Raw genomic sequence first — 23599 nt, forward strand, 5'->3', positions numbered from 1 at the left:
TTATTTTTTGATTTTTAAAAAACTTGCGTTAATAGCCACTACAATGGTGCTTACACTCATCAGCACAGCACCCATAGCGGGACTTAAAACAAAATTCGGATAGAGTACGCCTGCCGCAAGCGGTATTGCCACCACGTTGTAGCCAACCGCCCATATCAGGTTCTGTACCATCTTTTTGTAGGTAAGTTTGCCGAAGTCAATCAGTTTGACCACATCCCTCGGGTCGCTGTCTACCAATATGATATCCGCTGTTTCGGCAGCCACGTCCGTACCGGAACCCACGGCAATGCCCACATCTGCCTGTGCCAGTGCAGGTGCATCATTTACACCATCACCAGTCATTGCTACGATTTCGCCTTTTGCCTGAAACTCCTTTACTTTCTCCTGCTTGTTGTGCGGAAGCACATTAGCCAAATACCCGTCCATACCCAATTTTCCGGCTACGGCAGCAGCAATCCTGTCGTTGTCCCCGGTGAGCAGAAAGGACTTGATGCCCATTTTTTTGAGTTCCTCAATCGCCTGTGCCGAACCCTCACGGATGCTGTCTGCCAAAGTAATGATGCCGATTACCCGGTCATCAATGAGGACAAAGTTGACCGTTTCGGCTTCCTGATTGATTTCGCTTGGTATTTCCGGCAGGGAAAGGTGGTTTTCGGTGAAATAATTCGGGCCGCCAGCTACGACATTTTTCCCGTTCACAACACCTTTAACACCTATGCCCTGCATATAGCTGAAGTTTTCAGACTTCCATAAGGCAAGGCTCTTTTCTTTCAATGTAGCCATAATGCCTTTGGCGATATGGTGTTCCGAATTTTGCTGTACTGCGGCAGCATACTGGATAACCTCATCGGCATTATATTCGTCTGTTAACGGTATAACCTTTTCTACGGCATGGGAACCTTTGGTGAGCGTTCCGGTCTTATCAAAAATGACGGTGGAAAGTTTTCGGGTGGTTTCAAATGCCGTACGGTTGCGGATGAGCAGGCCATTGGTCGCCGAAAGCGTTGTGGAAATGGCGACCACCAACGGGATAGCCACGCCCAATGCGTGCGGGCAGGCCGTTACCATTACCGTCACCATTCTTTCAAGCGCAAAGGCAATATCTCCACTGCTTGCATACCAATAGGCAAATGTGCCTATGCCCACGGCAATGGCAATAAAGGTGAGCCATTTGGCAACTTTGTCCGCAAGGTTCTGTGTATTAGACTTAGTAGCCTGCGCTTCCTGCACAAGATTGATAACCCTGTTCAGGTAGCTGTCTTTTCCCACGGCTGTTACCTTAACTTTCAGCGCACCATCGCCATTGATAGAGCCTGCGATGACCTTTCCGTCCTTTTCCTTTTTTACGGGAACACTTTCCCCGGTAAGCATACTCTCGTTGATATACGAAAGCCCCTCCAGTACCAATCCATCGGCTGGAATTTTTTCTCCCGGTTTTATGATAGCCGTTTCACCGCTTTGCAGGTCTTCGAGCTTTATCTTTACAGCTTCTCCGCCACGTTCCACGGTAACATCGTTGGGCAGCAAAGCCACCAATGACTGTAATGCCCGTGAAGCAGCCATTTGGGAACGCATTTCCAGCCAATGCCCTAACAGCATGATGTCAATTAGGGTTGCCAGTTCCCAAAAGAAGTCCATACCCTGCAAGCCAAATACAACGGCTACGGAATAAACATAGGCTACGGATATGGCAATGGCAACAAGTGTCATCATCCCTATGGCTTTGGCTTTCACCTCGCCAATCATTCCCTTTAGGAACGGTAAGCCTCCATAGCAATAAATCACCGTACCCAATGCCAGCAGCACATATTTATCGCCATTGAAAGCAAGGGAGAAACCCAACCATTGCTGTATCATGTGTGACAGGAGCAGGATAGGGATTGTAATGACAAGGCTTATCCAAAAACGTGTGAGGAAATCGCCTGTATGATGCCCCTCATGTTTATTAAAGTTTTCGTCAGCATGGCCATGTTGAGAATGCCCGGAATGCCCATGTCCTGATGTGTGTTCATGAGAAGCTGACGCACCGCCAACGGGAACCAATGCCATGCCACAGAGCGGGCATTTTCCCGGTTCGTCTTTTAGCACCTGTGGGTGCATAGGACACGTGTATTTATTCATAATCGCATTAAATATTATAGATTGTTAAGAATGAACTGAACCCTTTCTTCCGGTGGCAGCACAGGCACGTGTACAATCGGAAAAGACAGGGATTTATAAACTTCGATTATAAGAGAATGTATATGGCGTTGTTCACTTTCATTTTCGGTTCTCGCATAATCCTTTACAAGCGGGAGCCTGTCAAGTATAAATACTTTCTTATAATCAACATGCGCTAAAGCAGCATTCAGCAGGGCATCCGGTTCAAGCCTTAAAAAACGATAGTAGGCAAGGGCATCGGGTATAGCCCTATCCAAAAATACCGCTTCCTCCGGGTCGAGCTTTGCTTCCTGTTCAATCTGCATTTTCAGTACGCCTTGTTGAAATTCCAGCTTATTTTCCCTGATTTCCGCTACGGTCTTTCCGCCGATGCTCATCGTTTCTATGTAATGCCGGGCATGTTCTATGGCTGTATTATATCCTTTTTCAGCCAAGAGGTTCACAACCGTAGTTTTACCTGTTGATGGGCCTCCCGTAATGACATACCAATTTGTCCTGTTCTTCATAACAAGGGGTTTTAAAAGTTATGTTGCACTTAATTTTTTTGCCATCTCATGGGTCATTTCTTCGGCATAAGCACCATAGGCATCAACAAGTACGCCTTTATTCTTACCATCATTGGACGATATGGCATAAATCACGGCATTGTTATCAGGACTGCTGTCGAGGCTTTCAAACCTATGGGTTTCCGTAACCGTAAAATCCTCCGGTTTTAGTTTCAGGCTCCTTGACGCACAGAACAGGCAGTCCGGCAACAGACTAAAGTCCATACTGTATCCACGCTGTCTTAGGTCTTTAAGCGCCTGCACCATGTCATTGTACTGTACCATAGCTTTCAGACCTGTTATTTAATGGTTTCGACCGTACTGCCGCAGGTAAGCATCTGTGAGCCGTAATATGGGTTTTTAACAGCATTCTCTTTACTTAGCCAATTGGCTCCCTTACCTCCGTTGTACATAGGGCAGTGCTGGTAATAAACGGGAGTATCCTGTTTAGACACTTTGGCCAGTGTGTAGATGCTTCCCGAAAGTGCCGCAAAAGCACTTCTTTGTTTTGCAACATCTTTTGATTTTGAAATGCTTTCCGCATTGGCCGTCAAGTCCTGCATCACTTTCATCCAAGCCGTATGTTCCTCTGCCGATAGCTTATTCATATCGACTGCTTTAAGGGATGCAGCCAATTCAGCGGCTTTGGCAGATGCGGTCGCCGCATCGGTTTTTATCAAAGCATCTTTCACTGAAAAGTAGTTGTCAAATACAGCCTTTAGCTGTGATTGGTTTTGGGCTGCATCTTTGTTAGCTGCCATTTGACTATGGTCGTGATTGCCATGTCCGGCATTCATGTCCATTCCCGCCTCCTTGTTTTTGGCAACCGTCTTCACTGGTCTATCATACTGGCAGCAACCAGCCAGTTTAGCATATACGTCATCCGGCGCACGGAACTTCTCACTGTCATAACCAGCCAAAGCGATACGTTTCAGGATTTCATCCTGATTTGTTTTGTCGCCGTCATAGGTGAGCGTAGCCATCTTGGTATCTTTGTTCCAGTCCACACTGGCTACCTTTTTTACGTTACCTGCCTTTTCGATGGTGGTTTTGCATATACCACAATTGCCGTAAATCTTTACGGTTTCTGTTTTCGCATTCTTGATTTGTGCGAAGCCGTTTATTGATGATAGTAATACGGCGATTACCATCACTATTTTTGATAATGATTTCATAATAATTACATTTTGAGAAACGGGGGATTGATAAACCCATTTCTGTTTTAAATTTTAAATAAATGATACAAATAGGGGATTTGCAAAAGCCGGAACAGCTTCTGACAGGACATACCTATGGCTATCAGGCCATAGTTTTAGCTTATTTTAGGCGGTAGCCAAATGGAGAAAAAGCCCGAAGAATAGTAGGCTTCTTTGAAACCGAATTTTTGCTTTTTAGCTGCTGCTAAGTGATTTTTTGCCTTTAATTCGATTACGGTTGGGACATTTAGGGAAGTGGTTGAAGCACCGCACCTGCAAGAGCTGTGGGAACAACCGCCCCCGCATTTGTCACTTTTGCATTTTTTACAGGATTTGCTCTTGCAACCTTTTTTATGTTCTGATTTTTTGGATTTCTCCTTTGAGCAGAAAGACTGCTCGGTCTTTGTTGAATTTTTGGAACAGGCATAGCTCTGACTTGGCATCATAAAGAAAACCAAACAGAACAATGTCAAAATGCCTATATGTATTCTATAATTTTTCAACGCAACAAAGTTACAAATTAGATTGGTTTTTTTTATATCGTTTTACGTTTTTTTTGCTATATGGAAAAATAATGCCATATACGCAATAACCTATCGCCTTTTTTCAGAATTGATAAAATGCCCTTTTTCATCAACCCAACCTCATGGAAATTCGGTCGGAAAAAGGGCATTTCAAAAAGGTGCTGGCTTAGGCATCCAAAGGTTCTATTTTGAAGCCTGCCTTTTGCACGGTCGATATTACTTCCTGCTCGGTAATGCCCTCGGACTTCACGGTAAGTACCTTGTCCTTGTTGGCCGTGTCCACTTCCCAATGGCAGATGCCCTCTGCCTTGTCCAAGTGCGGCTTTACAGATGCGATACAACCGCCGCAATTGATGTTCGTCTTGAATTGAAATTGTTTATTTTCCATTGTTTACAAATTTTAGAGTTATCTGATAATGCAAATTTCCGTACTATTCAGTTAGTTATTGTTGTGTAATTTCTTGTTTGATTTGTGAGATTTACTGTTTTATTTCTTCCACTTCAACCGCAGGCTGTTACTGACCACGCTCACGCTGCTCAATGCCATTGCCGCACCCGCAATCATCGGGTTGAGCAGGAAGCCGTTAACAGGGTAAAGGATGCCTGCCGCTACCGGAATGCCGATTACGTTGTAGATAAACGCCCAGAACAGGTTTTGCTTGATGGTGGCTACGGTCTGTTTGGACAAGCGTATTGCCTGCGGTATCTTGGTCAGGTCGGACGAAATGATGGTCATTTTGGCGACGTCCATTGCAATGTCCGAACCTTTGCCCATTGCTATACTCACATCGGCTGTTGCCAAAGCGGTACTGTCATTGATACCGTCCCCAACCATTGCCACTACTTTACCTTTACTTTGTAACTCTTTTACAAAATCGGCTTTGTGCTGTGGCAATACTTCTGCTTTGTAATGCTTAATGCCTGTTTGCTCTGCAATGGCTTTGGCAGTAGCTTCATTATCTCCGGTTAGCATATACAGGTCGATGCCCATATCCTGCATTTCTTTGATAGCCTGTACAGATGTTTCTTTAATCTTGTCTGATATGGCTAATACGGAAAGTGCCTGTTTGCTGTCGGCAAACCAAATAACAGTTTTCGATTGTTTGCCCCATTCATCAGTTTGATTTTGTAATTGTTCCGCAATACTGATGTTGTTTTCTCTCAATAGTTTTTTATTGCCTACAAAATAGGTTTCGTTATTATGATTGGCTTTTGCTCCTTTACCTGTGATACTGTCAAATTGTGTTAAAGTTGTGGTTGTTGCTCCATCCAAGTGTTTTACCACCGCTTCTGCCAATGGGTGTTCGGATTGCTTTTCAATGTTTAATAAAATGTCTTTGGTCGCATCATCATTATTCAGCCATTGAACGCCTGTTACCTCTGGTCTTCCCTCGGTAATTGTTCCTGTTTTATCTAAAATAATGGCATCAACTTTTTTCGCTAATTCCAAACTTTCGGCATCTTTTATCAAAATACCGTTTTCAGCACCTTTACCAACTCCAACCATTATAGCCGTAGGTGTCGCCAATCCCAAAGCACAAGGACAGGCAATAACCAATACCGTAACTGCTGCCAATAGACCCTGAACAACCCCATTATCGCCACCCAAGATGAACCATAATATAAATGTAAGGATAGCGATACCTATCACAACCGGAACAAAAATACCAGCAATCTTATCTACCAACTTTTGTACGGGAGCCTTGCTTCCCTGTGCGTCCTGCACCATTTTGATGATATGAGCAAGCATTGTTTCTTTGCCTACCTTAACGGCTTTAAATTGGAAACTTCCTTTTTGGTTAATCGTTCCTGCAAATACTTTTTCGTTTTCGTTTTTCAATACAGGTACAGGTTCTCCGCTCAACATACTTTCATCCACGTAAGAATTGCCTGAAGTTACCATACCGTCCACCGCAATTTTTTCGCCCGGCTTTACAAGAATAACATCGCCTGCGTTTACATCCTCAATAGCGGTCTGTTTTTCCGTTCCGTCCGTTTGTATCACGATGACGGTTTTCGGCTGCAACCCCATTAACTTTTTAATAGCTGAAGATGTATTGCCTTTGGCTTTTTCTTCCAACAGCTTCCCTAACAGAATGAATGCAATAATAACAGCCGCTGCTTCAAAATATACGTGGGCGTGTAATCCTCTTTGATGCCAAAAGTCGGCAAACAACATATTGAATACACTGAACAGATAGGCGATACCTGTACTCAATGCTACCAATGTATCCATATTGGCTGAACGATGTTTTGTCTGCTTCCAGGCATTGATAAAAAAATCCCTGCCCAACCACAATACAACAGGTGTAGAAAATACCCACATAATTTGATTGGCATAAGGTATATCCATAAATAACATACCTATCACTACTACCGGAAGAGAAAGTATAACCGCCCAAATGGTTTTAGTTTTTAGTTTTTGAAACTTTTGAGTGTGGATGGCTTCTAATGTTTCCTGCTGATTAGTTTCATCTTCAATCAACAAATCGTAACCGATGGACTGTATCGCCTTTTGCAATTTTGAAGCATCAGTTATATTGGGCAGGTACTCAACGGTAAGATTTCCCGTGGCAAAGTTTACAGAAGCGTTTACTACACCTGGTTCGTATTTAACGATGCTTTCAGCACTGCCCGCACAAGAAGCACAGGTCATACCCAAAACAGGAAAGGTGTTTTTTACAGTAGAAACGCCATAACCCAAATCTTTAATTACTTTTACCGCTTCGCCTACAACTTCTGTATTATTTACTGTAATGGCTGCCCTGCGGTTATTCAGTTCTACTTTGTGGGTTTCTATGCCTTTTACCTGTGCCAATCCTTTTTCAACGATTAATGCACAATGCTCGCTTTCTACATCTTCCAACGGAAGATAGATGATTTCTTTATTTTTATTTGTTGCCATTTTCGCTTGCTTTAATTAACAATACAAAATTGGCGATAATATGGATGGGAATTATTGTGGAATTATGGAATGGATTTGTAAGATTTACTTAGACCTTATCCAAAGGTTTTCTTTTATCATCCCGTATTTGCTTGAAATAGCTCGGTGTCAGTCCTGTTACTTTTTTGAATTGGTTGCTTAAATAAGCTACACTCGAATAGTTCAGACGAAAAGCAATTTCACTCAAAGACAGTTCATCATATACCAATAGCTCTTTTACCTTTTCTATTTTTTGGGCTATAAAGTATTTTTCAATGGTAGTACCCTCTATCTCCGAAAACAGGTTGGATAAATAATTATAATCGTGGTGTAATTGACTACTTAACACATCTGAAAGATTGGTTTTGGCATCGTTGTTTTGATGATGAACCAACTCAATAATTATATTCTTTATTTTTTCGATAATTCTACTTTTCTTATCATCAATGAGTTCAAACCCTAATAAAACTAAGGCTTTATCCAATTTATTTTTTTCTTCGGCTGTAGGTTCTTTGCTAAGTACTACTTCTCCAAGTTTTATGTTCTTTACGTTTAAACCCAACTTGTCCAATTCATTTTGTACCACCATAATACAGCGGTTGCAAACCATATTTTTTATAAAGAGTATATTCATTCCTTACTCACATTTATATTCATATCAAACTAATGCACAAATTTACGATTTAAGTTGAACTGAACGTTGTTTAAAACTTCATTCGTTGTATTCTTACTGCATTCAATATAGCCAATAATGCCACACCTACATCAGCAAATACGGCTTCCCACATTGTGGCTAATCCACCTGCACCAAGTATCAATACAATGGCTTTCACTCCAAATGCTAAAGCGATATTTTGCCAAACTATTTTCTTTGTCTGTTTACCGATATTGATTGCCATTGGTATTTTACTCGGCTTATCGTCTTGTATTACTACATCGGCGGTTTCAATAGTAGCATCGCTTCCCAAACCACCCATTGCAATACCCACATCACTTAATGCTACAACAGGTGCATCATTCACACCGTCCCCGACAAAGGCAACGCTTTCATTTTTGGCTTTTATCTCTTTGACTTTGTTTACTTTGTCTTCGGGCAATAAATCTCCAAAAGCATTGTCTATCCCTAACTGCTCCGCCACATATTTTACAACGGTACTTTTATCTCCGCTAAGCATCGTTGCATTAACATTGAGCTTATGCAGTAGGGTTATGGTTTCCTGTGCATCTTCTTTGATACTGTCGGCAATCGTGATGTAACCGACAAATTTGCTGTCGTAAGCAACGGCGATAGTTGTATAAACGATGCTGTTCGGGTCTAAGTCGTATGGTATGCCGAACTTATCCATCAGTTTGAAATTCCCGACCAATAAATCCTTACCGTTTACAGTTGATTTCAAACCGTGTCCGGCGATTTCCTCCGTATTTTCCAATTGGATTTCATTATTCGGTTTCCCCACGTATTCGTGAATAGCGGTCGCTACGGGATGTGTGCTATTGCTTTCCAAAATGTTAACTAATTCCAGAATTTCGGCTTTATCAAATTCAGGATTGAAATTGACTTCCTGAACCTTAAAAACGCCCTCTGTCATTGTGCCTGTCTTATCCATCACTACGTTTTGGATATCGGAAAGAGCATCTAAAAAGTTACTCCCTTTAAACAGTATTCCGTTTTTGCTTGCAGCACCAATACCACCGAAATAACCTAACGGAATGGAAATAACCAACGCACAAGGACAAGAAATAACCAGAAATACCAAAGCCCTGTACAGCCAATCTCTAAACTCATAATTTTCTACAAAGAAATAAGGCAGTAGGCAAATAGCTATGGCTAACAGCACTACAATAGGCGTATAGATTTTTGCAAATTTCCGGATAAATAATTCCGTTGGTGCTTTTTGTGTAGTGGCATTTTGTACCAATTCCAAAATCTTGCTCAACTTACTGTCGGTGTATGCGGTCGTAACTTTTACCTGCGATACGGTGTTGAGATTAATCATCCCTGCCAAAACGGTTTCGCCTTTGTTTTTTGTATCTGGTTTGCTTTCGCCTGTTAAAGCCGATGTATTGAAAGATGCCGTTTCGGACAACAGTTCTCCGTCTAAGCCTAATTTTTCTCCCGGTTTAAGCTGTATAATTTCGCCAACGGCAACAGTTTCTGCCTTTACGGTTTGCGGTTCATTGTTTTTTAAAACGGTTACTTCATCGGGTCTTTGGTCAAGCAAAGATTTGATGTTTGATTTTGCCCTCGAAACAGCCATTGTCTGAAAAACTTCGCCAACGGCATAGAACAACATTACCGCAACGCCCTCGGGATATTCGCCAATGGCAAATGCCCCGATAGTTGCAATGCCCATCAAAAAGAACTCCGAGAAAATCTCGCCTTTGCGAATACTCTCAACGGCTTCTTTGAGTACGGGCAGTCCAACAGGAGCATAAGCCACCACGTACCAAATAATCCGTACCCAATCGGTAAACCACGTCTGCGGAAACCAATTATCCATTGCAATACCTGCAAGCAACAGCGCAAGGGAAATAATGGCGGGAAGAAACATCTTGAAAACATTGTCAGTATCTCCTGAATGCGAATGGTCGTGTCCGTCATCATCACTGTGGTCGTGATTATGCCCGTCATTTTTGTGATGCCCTTTTACCAATTCCTTAGCACCTGCTTTGGTGTAGATTTTTTCTTCCTGTGTGCAACAAGTCATTTTGCCTTGTGCATCGTAAGTATGCTTGTGATTTTTGTCTGTATTTATCATAGCCTTTAATTTTTTAGGTTCGTTACACTTTTTTATTTCTTATTCTTTCTACATTATTATTCATTATATGCCTCACGATATGCTGAAAAATAAACTTCTTGAAAGCGTTCAGTTCTTGTTGATGTTTTGCATAAAACGCATCGGGTGTATCAAAAACGCCAAAGTCCCGATTGATGCCTTTATCCTGAATAAATGTATTATTGAGGTTCCATTCAATCGGCGGGTTCTCAAAATTATCGGTATAAACCCCGAAACCGCAAAAAGTGGTCTTGCAATCACTGTTCTGTTCCTGTAATTTAGTGAGGTACGGTTTATCCAAAATCACGCCCTCCAAAAAATACCATTGCTCGTTTACCCAAACTTCAACCCAGCTATGCAAGATATTCTTAGGCGATAGTCTGTACCAAATACCTGTAATAGCTCCTTTCTGCAATGCCTTGTCAATGGTAAAGCCGTGAATACGGTTAGGTACATCTGTTGCTCTTAACAAAGCCATTAATAAAGTGGCTTTTGTGTTGCATTGTCCGTACCCGTCATTCAGCACCTGCGATGCGGAAATATAATCAGAAACATTATAGCCAAACTTTATTTCGTCCCGTACAAAATTGTAAATGGCTTGAACTTTGGCAACGGTGTCCAAGTTTTCCCACCCTCTCTGCTCCAATAGCTTTTGTATGGAAGCATTGGAGTAGTCAAGGATTTTTGTTTCTTTAAGATAGGTGTCCATAACACATTTATATTTATAACAAAGTTACACAGGGAGAGCCTGCAATGCTATTGCAAACTCTCCTTTAAACAGTTTTCACAAATTCCCTTACCAAATAATTTTAGTTCGTCGATACGGTAATTCTGACTTCCATTCTGCGGTATTATAAAATCCTCCTTACAGGTTGTCTGCTTACAAATCTTACAATAGAAATGTAAGTGCCAATCCTTGTGTGTATTTTCATCACACCCATCGTGGCACAGAATATACTTGACCGTAGTGTTCTCCTGAATACTGTGTACAATGCCTTTTTCTTCAAAAGTTTTCAAAGTCCTGTAAATCGTAACCCTGTCTGCTTTATAAAAATGGCTCTCAATTTCAGATAAGGACATTGCTGTCTGCTGTTGCTCCAAGAAGTCGTACACCAATATCCGCATACTGGTCGGATTGGTGTTCTTTGACAACAGCTTCTGTTCAATGTTTTTTTTCATTATCCAATGTTTTTTAGTGAGCGTGGGCGTGTTCTCCCGAATCATCCATTTTTGCATTCACAAAAAACGCGCCTTTTACCACGATATGCGCACCGTGCGGAATTTCACTTACAGGTGTAATTGCCGTATAACCCAATTGCGTAGCACCTTTAACGACTTCCATTCTTACAAATTGAGTTCCTTTTTCAGAACCGTGGTTATGGTCGTGAGCTTCGCCCTCTTTATGGTCGTGAGCTTCTTCTTCCCGCTCCTTGACCAAAAAGATGTAATACTTTCCGTCTGCATTGACAATAGCATCGTTGGGTACAGCCGTACTTAATACATCATCTAAACTTACCATTCCGGTTATACTCATTCCGTCAATCAATCCTGCTTTATCTCCTGTAATCTTGCTGTGAACAGCAATAGTTTTACTCTCTCCGCTAAAGGATGAGCCGATACTATAAACTTCGGCAGAATAAGTCTTATTGGGATTGTTGGTTACGACAAAATCTATTTTCTGACCTATTTTGATTAAAGGAATATCCTTTTCATACACCTGTAAGTCCAAGTGCAGGGCTGTGTTTTCTATGATTTCAGCAATAGGCGATGACACATCTACATAGCTTCCGATTTTGGCGAAAACATTGCTCACAGTACCGCTTATCGGACTTGTAACGACCAACGAGGATTTAAGATTGGAATTTGACAGGGAAGCCGGATTAATGCCCATCATTTGGATTTGTTGTTGTAACGATGCTTTTCGTGTTCTCAACGTGTTCAATTCGGTAGTGGCACTTTGCAGGTTTTTCTTTGCACCTGCATTTCCCTCGTTCAGCTCTCTTTGTCTTGCCACTTCCTGCTCTGCAAATTCTATCCGGCTATTGATGCTTAGGTATTCTTCCTGCAATTGTATGAATTGCGGATTGGAAATAGTAGCGATAACCTGACCTTTCCTTACGAAATCGCCTATCTCCACATTAAGGGATTTGATAACACCACCAAACAACGAGGTTGCATTCGCCTTGTTGCTGTTGGGAACTCTCAATGCACCATTGGCTTTCAACGTTGCGGATAATTGCTTCTGTTCAATTGAACCGATTTCAATACCTACGGCTTTCATCTGCTCATCGGTCAGTACGGCAACGTCTTCTTCTTCGTGTTCATCTGTTTCCGGCTTTGCTTCTGCTTCCGTTCCGTGGTTATGTCCGTCGCCCTCTTTATGATTATTCGTACAAGCGTTAAAAGCAAAGAATGTTACGAGGACAAGAACGCTAAAAACTATCTTATTTATGGTACGTTTCATATATTGTATTATTTACTGATTAATGAATGGATAAGCGTTACAGCCTCATTGATTTGCTGAATGCTATTTAAATAATTAAGCTGAATGTCTGCTGTTGTCTGCAAGGCAAATAGGTACTCCACATAAGAAATATCTCCGGTACTGTACCCCAGCTTTGCAGCATTGATAATCTCATCAGCATTGGGAAGTGCCTGCTCCTTGAAATAGGTAAACTGCGCTACATATTGTTCGTATTGTTTCAAGGCGTTTGCCAATTCCGTTTTAAGCTGTTGTTCCTGCCATTGCGCATTTAATTCCAATGATTGTTTCTTGTAATCAAGCGAGCGAATTTTTGCTTTGGTGGTTGTAAAAATGGGGATTGTAATACCTACATCAACAAAACTAAACCGCTGTCCTCTGCCATAAAATTGCTCTACACCATTTTTACTGTGCATTCCTATCAGCGATATGTTATTATAGCCGAACGTAAAATCAGGCAGGCTGTTTGCCCGTTCCAATTTCTTGTTCTGTTCGGCAATTTTCGCCTCTTGGTACAATAGCTGGATGCTCGGATGATTTGCAACAGCCGAACTGTCAATGAAAGAACTTAACAGCAATGGTGTATAATCCGGTTGCGGTTCTATTAAGAAGTCTTCCTGTGTCTGCATCAGATTTTTAAGGCTTTGATAGGCGTTCTGCCTTAAAACCTCGTTTTGCTGGAGCAATAAATTGATTTCCCCCTGTTTGGTAACAGCAGTACTGACTTCAATCCGCCCTATATCTCCGGTTTTATAACGCAGTTCCGCCACACGGATAAAGTCTGAATAAATACTATCAAGATACTTTAAAACCGAAGCGTTATGCTCCAAATATTCCAACTGATAATAATAGGTTCTTACCTGCTTTTTCAGTTCATTTTCTGTAAGTGCCTTCGCCCACTGCTGACCTTTGACCTGCTCTTTGACAAGGTTCTTCTTTACCCCAAAAAGTGTTGGAAAGGGTATGGTCTGCGAAATTTGGAAACCGTCATTGTACTCAAAGCCCTCGTTATTCCCATATTGGAAATTTGCATTGGTCTTCGGCAGTTCAAATGCTGTCTTGCTTAGGCTTTGGGCAGATTGAATATCCAAATTTTTGGAACGGAGCTGAGGGTTATTTTCCATAGCTATCTCAATAGCTCTATCTACATTTACCGGATTTTGTGCATTACTGTTTTGAGAAAAACCTAAGAACACAAACAGCAACAATACAGGTGTTATGGCTTTCATTTTATTATTTTTCGTAGGCTTATGATTTCTCATAAATACGAGGTACAGTAAAGGCAGTACGAACAACGTCAATGCCGTTGCTGAAATCAATCCGCCGATAACCACCGTTGCCAACGGTTTTTGTACTTCTGCACCTGCACTTGTACTTAATGCCATTGGTAAAAAGCCTAAACTTGCCACTGATGCTGTCATCAATACAGGCCTAAGCCTTGTTTTAGCTCCCTCGATAATTCTCGGAACAATCTCGTTCCAACCCTCTTTCTCCAGTCTATTGAACGTGGCAATCAGTACAATCCCGTTCAGAACAGCAACACCGAACAGAGCAATAAATCCGACACCTGCCGATATGCTGAATGGCATATCCCGCAATAAAAGGGCAAATACGCCTCCAATGGCACTCATCGGGATAGCCGTATAGACCAAAACGGCTTCCTTGAACGAATGGAACGTGAAGTATAGCAGGATAAAAATCAAAAGCAGGGCGATAGGTACTGCAATCAGTAATCTGTCAGTAGCTTTTTGGAGGTTCTCAAACTGACCGCCATAGGTAAAATAATATCCTGTCGGTAGCTTAACCTGTTCAGCCAACTTATCCTGAATTTCTTCTACAACACTTGCTACATCCCGCCCTTGTACATTAAATCCGATATATATCCTTCGTTTTCCTCCTTCACGACTGATTTGTGCAGGACCTAATTTATAGTCAATGTTGGCAACCTGCGAAAGTGGAACCTGCTCTCCGTTTGGAAGTGGAATAAACAAATTGCTCACATCCTCAATGGAACTGCGGTGTTCTTCATCAAGCCTTACCACCAAATCAAATCTTCGTTCGTTTTCATAAATAACACCTGCTGATTTACCTGCGAACGCAGTGCTGACAATATCATTTATCTCCTGTACATTCAAGCCATAGTTGGCTATTCGGGTACGGTCGTATTCGATATTGATTTGGGGAAGACCTGCTACCCGCTCTACCTGCGGAGCGGTCGCACCTTCTACTGTTTGAATAATAGCATTCGCTTTATTCGCATAAACCAACAAACTGTCGAGGTCTTCTCCGAATATCTTAACGGCTACATCTTGCCTGATACCTGTCATCAACTCATTAAAACGCATCTGTATCGGCTGATTGGCTTCAAAGAATACACCGGGAATAACTTTAAGTTTCTCCATCATTTCATTGGAAAGCTCGTCATAGGATTTTTTTGTTTTCCATTCGTCCTGCGGTTTTAGGATAATCATCAGGTCAGTGGCTTCGGGAGGCATCGGGTCTGTCGGTACTTCGGCAGCACCAGTCTTGCCTACGACCATTCTCACTTCGTCAAATTCCTTGATTATCCTTGATGCCTGCATAGAGGTTTCCAGACTTTGGCTAAGCGATGTTCCTTGTGGCAGGATACAGTGGAAAGCAAAATCGCCCTCGCCCAATTTTGGCAGGAACTCTCCGCCCATCCGTGAAAATAGAAATATACTTATGGTAAACAGCCCAACGGCAACCGCAATAATCACATATTTTATCCGAATGGCTTTTTCTAACAAAGGCTTATAAACCCCTTGAAGATAGTCCATCATTTTGTCTGAAAAATTCCTTTTGGTAATCGGTTTTTTAGACAGACACAAGGCACTCATCATCGGGATATAGGTAAAGGACAAAATCAAAGCTCCCAAAATGGCGAAACTTACAGTCTGTGCCATTGGCGTAAACATTTTACCCTCTATACCCACCAAAGTAAGGATAGGGATATAGACAATGAGGATGATAACTTCGCCAAATGCGGCACTCGTACGAATTTTCCGTGCAGATTCATATACCTCTTCATCCATTTCTGCCTGCGTAAGTCTTTGTGTGGATTTCCGCAAGCCCAAATGATGCATTGTCGCTTCAACAACAATCAGGGAACCATCTATTACCAATCCGAAATCAATAGCCCCCATACTCATCAGGTTGGCACTTACACCAAACAGCCGCATCATTCCCAACGCAAAAAGCATAGATAGCGGTATGGCTGAGGCTACAATCAGTCCTGCTCTGAAATTCCCCAGGAATAGAATTAACACAAAAATAACAATCAGTGCGCCCTCAATGAGGTTCTTTTGAACCGTACTTATCGCTCTATCAACCAAATCCATTCTGTCTAAAAATGGTTCTATGACCACGTCTTCGGGTAGAGATTGTTGGATAACCGGTATTTTTTCTTTGATACTTTTTACAACTTCAGAGGTGTTTTCTCCCTTCAACATCATTACAATCCCACCCACAGCATCTACTTCGCCATTATAGGTCAATGCTCCGTACCGGGTTGCGTGACCAAATTGTACTTCTGCCACATCTTTGATAAATACCGGAACGCTACCTGTATTTTTAACGACGATATTTCCTACATCTTCCAATGAAGTAACCAGACCAATCCCGCGAATAAAGTAAGCATTGGGCTTCTTATCGATATATGCACCTCCGGTATTTTGGTTGTTGTTTTCGAGGGCGGTAAAAATATCGGAAATACTAACGTCCATTGCCTTGATGCGGTTTGGGTCGATAGAAACTTCGTACTGTTTAAGCAAACCACCGAAACTATTGACTTCTGCAATTCCCGGAGTACCGTAAAGTTGTCTGGCAACAATCCAGTCCTGCATTGTCCGCAAATCCATTGCGGAATATTTGTCTTCACTGCCTTCTTTGGGATGAAGAATATATTGGTACACTTCGCCAAGACCTGTACTGACAGGAGCAAGTTCAGGTGTTCCAATCCCGTCAGGTATCTGGTCTTGTGCTTCTTTCAGCTGTTGGCTTACTAACTGTCGTGCAAAATAAATATCGACATTATCTTGAAAGACAACGGTTACAACAGATAATCCAAATCTTGAAACACTTCTTATCTCTTCTACTTTTGGAAGATTAACGATACTTTGCTCTACGGGAAATGTTACTAATTGTTCTACTTCTTGTCCTGCCAATGTAGGCGACAGGGTAATAATCTGAACCTGATTGTTTGTAATGTCAGGTTGGGCATCAATGGGGATTTGCTTGGCACTCCATACCCCCCAAATGATGAGAAACAAGGTCATCAATCCTATAATGAACTTATTCTTTATAGAGAATTTTATAATACTATTTAACACTTCTATTGTGATTAATGATGAATAATTAATGATAAATTGCAATGATTATGAATACGAGAAATACGAAGTATGACCCAAAACATTCAGCTTGTTGCTGTACGCAAAAAGCTATAATCATTAAAACATTAAAAATTATGCATTAATCTTTGGCGGTTGCCAAATTCCCCCCAGATAGTGGGATATAAAGGTACATTTATAATAAACTTTAGGCTTAGAAAGGTCAAAAGTCTTCGCCTTAACTAAGCTGTATACATTCCATTGAAGCACTATACCTGAAACTATTCCACAACAACCGCATAAACAAAATGGACTGCACATATCAGTTGTTTCCTGATGGTCGTGGCTTCCTTGATGGGTTAATTCTTCCGAATGGTTATGGTTTTGAAAGTTGTCCTTTTCATACATATCGGTACACGGCATTAAAAATACCGTCATCATATAAATTGCCAATATGGAGTAAAAGACTTTCATATTCTTTTGCAAAGTTAGTAAAAAAGTAATGCAATGGCATTGCATTGTTTTGAAAAATTACTATTTTATAATCATCATTTTTCATTCCGAATATTTGTTTTATAAACTGTTCAAAAAAATGTTGGCGACACTCCATCTAAATTCAAGAAGAAGCACCACCAACATTCTTAGTCCTTTATTTAATGCGTTTATTGTTCTTGCTGTATCAAATGCTGTAAGTTCGGGTCGTTCTTGATACGCTCTATTTCACTTTCAACAATGTGTACAATGTCGGATTTTATCTGGCGGTAGTTGCTTTCAATCTCTTGCTTCATATTATCGTTGCCGTTTTTATCAGCAAAAGATAAAATCTGCGGTATCTTCTGATACGCTTTGGTTTCTGCGGAAACTTTATCATTATCGACCACTATTTCTGCGTGAAATATCTTTTGCTCGATACGCTCGTCAAAGTTGTCGGATATAGCACCAACAAACATACCCTGTGTCAAAGTTGAAATTTTAGAAGCAGGAATAAGGCTGTCTAATTGCGTAGAAATCGAAGTTGATTTATCATTTCGGTTGATGGTCATACTCTGACGTTTCTGCAATACTTTTCCGAACCGTTCTGACAAGCTCTTTGCGGTTTCGCCCACAACCTGCCCACTGAATACATTACCTACGGTATTTTGGATAACTTTTGCCTCTTTATCTCCGTAATCCCGTATTAACTGCGAAAAATCCTGAAAGCCCAAACACACAGCTACCTTATTACTTCTCGCAGTTGCGATGAGATTGTCCAGTCCCCTAAAATAAATTGTGGGCAACTCATCTATGATTACTGAACTCTTTAATTGCCCTTTTTTGTTGATGAGCTTAACAATTCTCGAATTGTACAATCCCAAAGCTGCGGAGTAGATATTTTGACGGTCGGGATTGTTACCTACACACAAAATTTTAGGTTCTTTCGGATTGTTGATGTCAAGCGTAAAATCATCCCCGGTCATTACCCAATACAATTGCGGGCTAATCATTCTTGACAAAGGAATTTTTGCCGATGCAATCTGCCCCTGCAATTGGTCTTGTGCGCCACCTTGCCAGGCATCCATAAACGGAGAAAGATAGTTTTCCAAATCGGAATATGAGGTCAGAATGGTAAATACGTCCGAATACTTTTTATTCAGCAATTCAATGGCGTGTGGGAATGTACAATACTTACCGTTCTCATAGATTTTCAGATACCAAATAATGGCAGCCAATAGGATAATTGGGCTTTCCACGAAAAAATCTCCTTGCTTCTGTATCCAACTTCGATTGAGGTTCAGCATTATGGTATAAGCCGCTTCGTAAGCATCAGAAATGTCCGTCATAAAATCGGGATTTAACGGGTTACAACGGTGGCTCTTGCGTGGGTCATCAAAGTTGATGACATAGAATTTGGGTTGAACTTTGTACTTATCCCGATGCTTCAATAAATGATTGTAGGCAATGGTAGAAAGGTCGTCAAACTTAAAATCGTAAATGTACATACTAAAGCCTTTCTCAATCTGTTGCTTGATGTAATTGTTTACGATGGCATACGATTTTCCTGAACCCGGAGTACCCAACACGATTGATGCTCTGAAAGGATTTACAATGTTTATCCAACCGTTGTTCCATTTGCCTTTGTAGTAAAATTTGGTAGGAAGATTGACAGAATACTCGTTTTCCATCAGCTTTGTTTCCTGCTGAAAGCTCTCGTTCTCGTTATTGAAAACATCGTCCATCAGATTAGTACGAAGCAAACGGCTCATCCACACGCCAGCCATCAGCAAAGCGATATAACCTAACGAGATAGTAAGGATATACAGAAATGTGCCTATTACCGGAGATAGCTTTAACAACGGCGTGTTCAGAAAGAACAGCACAAAACCAACGCCCAAAGCCACGTAGATTTTAGCCCAGGTTATCTTCTCATTCTTTACGCCTTTCGTTCCCAAACAACTCAAAGCAAGCAAAACCAAAGCGAACGCCTTGGTATAAAGGGTATGTGAAAACAAGCCCGCCGTCCGGTCGAAATTGCCTAATATCTTGTTGATTATTTCCAACGTCCAACCACGTTCTAAAAAGAACCCGTAGCAGAACCAATAAAGGTGCATCAGCACCAAAAGAATACTGACTGCCCGCATAAAAGCCATTATTTTGGCTAAACCTCTTAAATCGTCTTCTCCCTGCATTCTTTTTTAGTTTTAATGTTCGGGCGTGAATTTAAAGGCTCTACACAGCGGCTATAAGAATGTGGCAGTCAATGGCGGTGCGTGGCAGTGTTTGGCGAAGTGATAAGAGTTGTAGCTTCTATGATCCTTTTGTATCGTAACATTTATGAAGCATCCAAATAAAAAATACTTTTAGTTGCTCTTCTGTTTTCTGTCCGTCAGCAACATTTTTTGTCCTGCAGAATTGGTGGACAAGCAACACTTCCGTAACTACAATAAACACAGCAGTCGCCTTGTTTTGGTTTTAGAACTTGTTTGCATTTTTCACATTCGTAAAAATATTGACAAGCGTCTGTCGGCATTGTTTCTTCTTTCTTGTGTCCGCAGTTGGGACAAGTGATTGTTGATTGTAATTTGATTTCCATTTTAATTTTCTTTTTTGTCGGTTACAGAATATCCTGTTGAGTTTATTGCTTTTTCGATTTCAGAAATATTTGTTTTTGAGTTGTCAAATTCTACGATTGCATTTCCATTTTCATAAGAAGCGTTTGAACTTATTATTCCTGTCAATTTATTTACTTCGTGATTTACGTGTTCGCCACAACTTGCACAAGTCATTCCGCTAATCGTAAATTCTACTTTTTGAATATTGGATTTGTCCACTACTATGATTTGCTTTTCTGTCTTTGGGTAGAAAATGCTTGAGTAGTATGGAAAGGCAAGCATTACGATTGCAAATGCTGTTACTATTCCTAAAAACATTTTTGACTGAATGAATTTTGGTTTTTCTTCTGTTTCACAATTGCAATCTATCTGCTTTTTGGGTTTCAACTTTTGATACCAAGCAAAACCAAGAACCAAAATTGTCAACCCGATAAAATAGGGTCGAAAAGGTTCAAGCCAAGAAAAAGTGGAAGCAAGACCGCTTGTTCCTGCAATAAGAGCCAATACTGGTGTGATGCAACAAAGAGAAGCTGCAATTGTAGTCAAAAGTCCTGCACCAATTAATTTTTTGTCAGTTTTCATATTGTTTCTAATATTTTGTTTTCGTCAAGTATTTTGAAAAATGGTTTCAGCATTTTTTCATACTCTTTAGTCAGTGAGTGAAAAATAGTTTGAGCTTCTCGTTCGGTTTCAATAAGTTTTCTGTCTTTGAGTTTCCGCAAGTGTTGTGAAACCGCTGAAATTGTCATACCAAGAATATCACTTATATCACAAACACAAAGTCGTTTTTCTTCATAAAGTAGAAAGAGTATTTTCAGTCTTACATTGTTTCCCGCTAATTCAAGTCCGTTCGATAAATAGTCAAAAGAACCGTTGAGTTCTGAAACTCGGTCTTTACAGCGGTTTATTTGTTTAATGTCTGCTTGTTGTCGTATGCAAGAATTATTGTCCATAGCACAAAGATAGTCAATTTGTTTATTTAAGCAATTACTTAAATACAACTCAAATTCTTTCAGAATTATAAAGTGACAGCTCAATAAATCTTTTTAAAAACAGATTTTTAATTCCAAAATCTGACCTCTTACAGTCTTCTTTTTTTTTTCTTCTTCATTTTGTTAGCAAAATCCTGTTCCTCGTAATCATCGCCCTGTGCTTCGGGTAACAAACCGCCAAATGCCTCAATCAAACCGTCTTCGTGTTTTTCAGTAGTATTCAGGAAGTCGAACAAGTGATGAGGTTCTTCCGCAGGAAGATCTGCATCATTTGATGTGGATGTTTTTGGAAGTTGTACGACAGGTTCTTTAATCTCCGGTTTGATATTATTGTTCCAATAATCATTAAAGGTATTGGCAGAAAGTTCCTTTGCTAAGCGTGAACCGTTCCAAACCGCCTTTGAATTGTGGTCTATGAAAGTGATACCATAAATACGACCTGTATCGTTCCGGCGGACCACTACATTAATGCCCTGTTCACTCAACTGCTTTTTAAAAGCCTGCTCATCATTTGTGGATTTCAGAGCAATAGAAATTGCAGCTTTTAGGGTCTGCTTACTTGGGTGGTCTTTTAAATCCTCTTTGCATTTTGCAAAATGCAGTTCCAAAGCCGGAAGCCCTGCATTTTTACCAAACAACGAAGCCTTGAACGGATGCCCGGCTCTTTCGCCTTTCTCGTTTAAAGGAATATATAATAAGCCTTGCCGCATTTTTCCCTGCAATTCGCCCTCCACTTTTTCGGTGGTAACATTAAACAGGGAAAGCAAGGCATTGTATTCGCCCAAAGTCTGAAACTTATAATAATTCGGTAGGTGGCGGACAACCGAAGCGATTTGGCTTTTCACATCGCCTGCCCGATAATCTACCGGACGGAAAATCTTGTCGTTCTGCTTGTGTTCTTTATCGGTTGCGGGTATCAAGCCGTGTTGTCTTTCCAGTTCACGGCACACATTCATAGACCGCATTTTCTCGAATTTGTCCGAAATCTTTTTGCCCTGCTCGTCCACGCAAACCGATACAATGTGTATATGGCTGCGGTCGATATCGGTATGTTTGAATACCACAAAAGGCTGTTCGCCGTAGCCCATTTCCCGCATATATTCTTCCGCCATTTGCCGAAACCTGTCATCGCTAACCTTATCTTTCGGGTCGGGATTGAGCGAAATATGCAACGTATGCTTTTCCGTATTGCGGTTGGCAATCAGGTAAGGTGCAAAAGATTGTGCTAATTGTGCAACAGTATATGCTCCAGTTGGCGTTTCGATTATCTTATTTGCGAACAGAATTTTCCCGTTTTCATTCTCTACTTTGAGCTGATTGTACGCCAATGCACCGTATAAATTCCCGCTTCTGCCAATCTTTGCTATCATCTGTACTGCTTTTTTTTCAGGTTCTTTGCTTCAAATTCTTCGGTTATCTGAATGATTTTTTGGCATAGCATCGCCATTTCAGCCGTTTGTTTTTCCAATTTGTACAGGAACGCTGCGGCTTTTTTCTCCGAAAAATTCTTGTACAACAGCTTTACAATCTGGTTATAGTTTACACCTATGGAGCGGAACTGGCTGTGAAAAGAGGTCAGCCGCATATAAAAATCAACCGTTCCCTTGTCAATCTGAATGGTTTTTATGGTCTTGTCAAAGATGCAGGACGTTATGAAATGAGCCTTTACCTGCATACCTGATTTATCAAACAGGGCAAGAAAATGGGCGTGTTCCTGCTCGTTAAAGGAAATCGTATAGCGGATGGTCGCCGGGTCTTCTTTGGGGCGACGTCCGGTCTTTTTCAATTGCTTTTTGTTGTTATCGTTCATCACTAATCCATTTTAAAATCCATACAAAACCCTGACTTTGGAAGGTGTTTTCTGCCCCCTGCAAAGGGCAAGTTGTTTTGAGCATCGGAAATCATTCCGAGATGCTCAAAACACAACTTGCCGTGTTCCGGTGAACACAAAAATCCGCCCTGCGGGACGGATTGAATGTAACAGGGAAAAACGGCTCGTTGCCGTTCCCGTTACCCCCTGATATGTCAAAAGACTTTGCATAAATCCGTTAATAAAAATCACAATACAAAGTAAAGCCCTGTTTACGATAGCGTTGCACTGTGACACAGTGCCAAATGCTGCCTCTGAACGCCAAACACTGCCACCGCTATACAACCGATTGAATTTGATGAGTTCTTTGCCCCTGAATGTTGACAGGCAGGCAGGCAGGCAGCCCGTGCTTCAGGACGAGCAGACGGCATACATTCAAGATGGCAGGTTATCCTGCCTGCAAGATTGCAGGAATGCAAGAAACCAAGAGCGCAGGAATGACGGAAAGCGTGACAGCCTGCTATCAGACAATCAAGCCTGCGTGATGGATAGAATGACGGACGGAACGAATGCAAGAACGCAATCACGCCTGATAGGATGCCTGAATGAAAGCATTGCTGCTGTACAGCAGGAAAGCAGGCAATCAGCAATTCCCGCAGGCAAGCCTGATAGCTATCCTGCAAGAAAGACAGCACGAAATCAGGACTGCACGGCTGAAAGCCTGCAAGACTGAAAACAGTAAGATGTAAACTTTA

The 23599-nt window shown here is 41.3% G+C and carries 21 protein-coding genes; 1 reads left to right on the top strand and 20 read right to left on the bottom strand.

What is annotated here, in order from left to right; genetic code table 11:
* The 20 genes from G6N79_RS14215 to mobA all read right to left on the bottom strand — a co-directional run bounded on the left by G6N79_RS14215 (position 1) and on the right by mobA (position 22844).
* The gene (locus G6N79_RS14215; protein WP_091098859.1) at positions 1-2121 is read right to left on the bottom strand and encodes a heavy metal translocating P-type ATPase; all 2121 of its coding nucleotides are present in this window, start codon (positions 2119-2121) and stop codon (positions 1-3) included.
* 14 nt (positions 2122-2135) lie between these two features.
* Positions 2136-2666: an AAA family ATPase gene (locus tag G6N79_RS14220; RefSeq protein WP_091098856.1), complete on the bottom strand. Its 531-nt coding sequence runs from the start codon at positions 2664-2666 to the stop codon at positions 2136-2138.
* A gap of 18 nt (positions 2667-2684) precedes the next feature.
* The gene (locus tag G6N79_RS14225; protein ID WP_072885940.1) at positions 2685-2990 is read right to left on the bottom strand and encodes a phosphoribosylpyrophosphate synthetase; all 306 of its coding nucleotides are present in this window, start codon (positions 2988-2990) and stop codon (positions 2685-2687) included.
* Between the two features lie 14 nt (positions 2991-3004).
* A complete protein-coding gene (locus G6N79_RS14230; RefSeq protein WP_034735069.1) occupies positions 3005-3880 on the bottom strand; it encodes a DUF3347 domain-containing protein in 876 nt (291 codons plus the stop codon).
* A gap of 268 nt (positions 3881-4148) precedes the next feature.
* Positions 4149-4328, bottom strand: coding sequence for a hypothetical protein (locus tag G6N79_RS14235; RefSeq protein WP_034735070.1), 180 nt, complete (start codon positions 4326-4328; stop codon positions 4149-4151).
* A gap of 263 nt (positions 4329-4591) precedes the next feature.
* Positions 4592-4813 carry a heavy-metal-associated domain-containing protein gene (locus G6N79_RS14240; RefSeq protein ID WP_002981097.1) on the bottom strand — a complete coding sequence of 74 codons (222 nt, stop codon included), beginning with the start codon at positions 4811-4813 and terminating at the stop codon, positions 4592-4594.
* A gap of 99 nt (positions 4814-4912) precedes the next feature.
* Complete coding sequence (locus G6N79_RS14245; protein ID WP_103905104.1) at positions 4913-7330, bottom strand: heavy metal translocating P-type ATPase; 2418 nt, start codon at positions 7328-7330, stop codon at positions 4913-4915.
* 88 nt (positions 7331-7418) lie between these two features.
* Complete coding sequence (locus tag G6N79_RS14250) at positions 7419-7982, bottom strand: helix-turn-helix domain-containing protein (protein ID WP_068599326.1); 564 nt, start codon at positions 7980-7982, stop codon at positions 7419-7421.
* A 70-nt stretch (positions 7983-8052) separates the two neighbouring features.
* The gene (locus G6N79_RS14255; RefSeq protein ID WP_103905103.1) at positions 8053-10107 is read right to left on the bottom strand and encodes a heavy metal translocating P-type ATPase; all 2055 of its coding nucleotides are present in this window, start codon (positions 10105-10107) and stop codon (positions 8053-8055) included.
* 22 nt (positions 10108-10129) lie between these two features.
* A complete protein-coding gene (locus tag G6N79_RS14260; protein WP_003010388.1) occupies positions 10130-10834 on the bottom strand; it encodes a transglutaminase-like domain-containing protein in 705 nt (234 codons plus the stop codon).
* A 47-nt stretch (positions 10835-10881) separates the two neighbouring features.
* The gene (locus tag G6N79_RS14265) at positions 10882-11304 is read right to left on the bottom strand and encodes a Fur family transcriptional regulator (protein ID WP_013597180.1); all 423 of its coding nucleotides are present in this window, start codon (positions 11302-11304) and stop codon (positions 10882-10884) included.
* A gap of 13 nt (positions 11305-11317) precedes the next feature.
* The gene (locus G6N79_RS14270; RefSeq protein ID WP_103905102.1) at positions 11318-12589 is read right to left on the bottom strand and encodes an efflux RND transporter periplasmic adaptor subunit; all 1272 of its coding nucleotides are present in this window, start codon (positions 12587-12589) and stop codon (positions 11318-11320) included.
* An 8-nt stretch (positions 12590-12597) separates the two neighbouring features.
* Positions 12598-16998 carry a CusA/CzcA family heavy metal efflux RND transporter gene (locus G6N79_RS14275; RefSeq protein ID WP_255539831.1) on the bottom strand — a complete coding sequence of 1467 codons (4401 nt, stop codon included), beginning with the start codon at positions 16996-16998 and terminating at the stop codon, positions 12598-12600.
* A 90-nt stretch (positions 16999-17088) separates the two neighbouring features.
* A complete protein-coding gene (locus tag G6N79_RS17775; protein WP_032132266.1) occupies positions 17089-17472 on the bottom strand; it encodes a DUF6660 family protein in 384 nt (127 codons plus the stop codon).
* 143 nt (positions 17473-17615) lie between these two features.
* Positions 17616-19619, bottom strand: a complete 2004-nt coding sequence (gene mobC, locus G6N79_RS14280; RefSeq protein ID WP_091098840.1) for a conjugal transfer protein MobC — start codon at positions 19617-19619, stop codon at positions 17616-17618.
* A gap of 197 nt (positions 19620-19816) precedes the next feature.
* Positions 19817-20023, bottom strand: coding sequence for a GDCCVxC domain-containing (seleno)protein (locus G6N79_RS17720; RefSeq protein WP_103905100.1), 207 nt, complete (start codon positions 20021-20023; stop codon positions 19817-19819).
* 1 nt (position 20024) lies between these two features.
* A complete protein-coding gene (merTP, locus tag G6N79_RS14290) occupies positions 20025-20624 on the bottom strand; it encodes a mercuric transport protein MerTP (protein ID WP_101726688.1) in 600 nt (199 codons plus the stop codon).
* On the bottom strand, positions 20621-20995 hold the full coding sequence (locus tag G6N79_RS14295; protein WP_002978466.1) for an ArsR/SmtB family transcription factor: 375 nt from the start codon (positions 20993-20995) through the stop codon (positions 20621-20623). Before G6N79_RS14295 ends, merTP begins: the two co-directional genes overlap by 4 nt.
* 128 nt (positions 20996-21123) lie before the next feature.
* A complete protein-coding gene (gene mobB, locus G6N79_RS14300) occupies positions 21124-22404 on the bottom strand; it encodes a conjugal transfer protein MobB (protein ID WP_065719249.1) in 1281 nt (426 codons plus the stop codon).
* Entirely contained in the window at positions 22401-22844 is a 444-nt protein-coding gene (gene mobA, locus G6N79_RS14305) for a conjugal transfer protein MobA (RefSeq protein ID WP_103905099.1), read from the bottom strand. Before mobA ends, mobB begins: the two co-directional genes overlap by 4 nt.
* 358 nt (positions 22845-23202) lie before the next feature.
* Here mobA and G6N79_RS14310 point away from each other — a divergent pair, with 358 nt between their 5' ends.
* Entirely contained in the window at positions 23203-23577 is a 375-nt protein-coding gene (locus G6N79_RS14310; protein WP_041537010.1) for a hypothetical protein, read from the top strand.
* Positions 23578-23599: the final 22 nt, after the last annotated feature.

This window comes from Sphingobacterium lactis (assembly GCF_011046555.1).
In the GTDB taxonomy this organism is placed as follows: Bacteria; Bacteroidota; Bacteroidia; order Sphingobacteriales; family Sphingobacteriaceae; genus Sphingobacterium; species Sphingobacterium lactis.